This is a genomic window from Corynebacterium frankenforstense, assembly GCF_030211955.1.
GTDB classification, from domain to species: Bacteria; Actinomycetota; Actinomycetes; order Mycobacteriales; family Mycobacteriaceae; genus Corynebacterium; species Corynebacterium frankenforstense_A.
In genome coordinates this window covers 1-238 of record NZ_JASODI010000099.1, presented here as the reverse complement: position 1 = coordinate 238, position 238 = coordinate 1, and the positions used below count along the sequence as shown (strand labels likewise).

General features: G+C 63.9%; 1 pseudogene. It reads left to right on the top strand.

Annotation, left to right across the window (positions count from 1 at the left end):
* Window positions 1-3 precede the first annotated feature (3 nt).
* Window positions 4-238, top strand: a pseudogene (locus tag QP119_RS11685) (globin domain-containing protein); the annotation flags it as partial.

Sequence of the window (238 nt, the reverse complement as noted above, 5' to 3'; positions counted from 1 at the left end):
ACTGTGAAGGCCACGCTCGCACCGGTCGCCGACAACATGCAGACCATCGCGACCACCTTCTACTCCAAGATGTTCGCGGCGCACCCGGAGCTCATCTCCGACCTGTTCAACCGCGGCAACCAGAAGCAGAACGCACAGCAGAAGGCGCTGGCCGCGTCGGTGGTGAAGTTCGCGGCGCATCTTGTCGACGACTCCCAGCCCGACCCCGTGATGATGCTCGACCGCATCGCGCACAAGC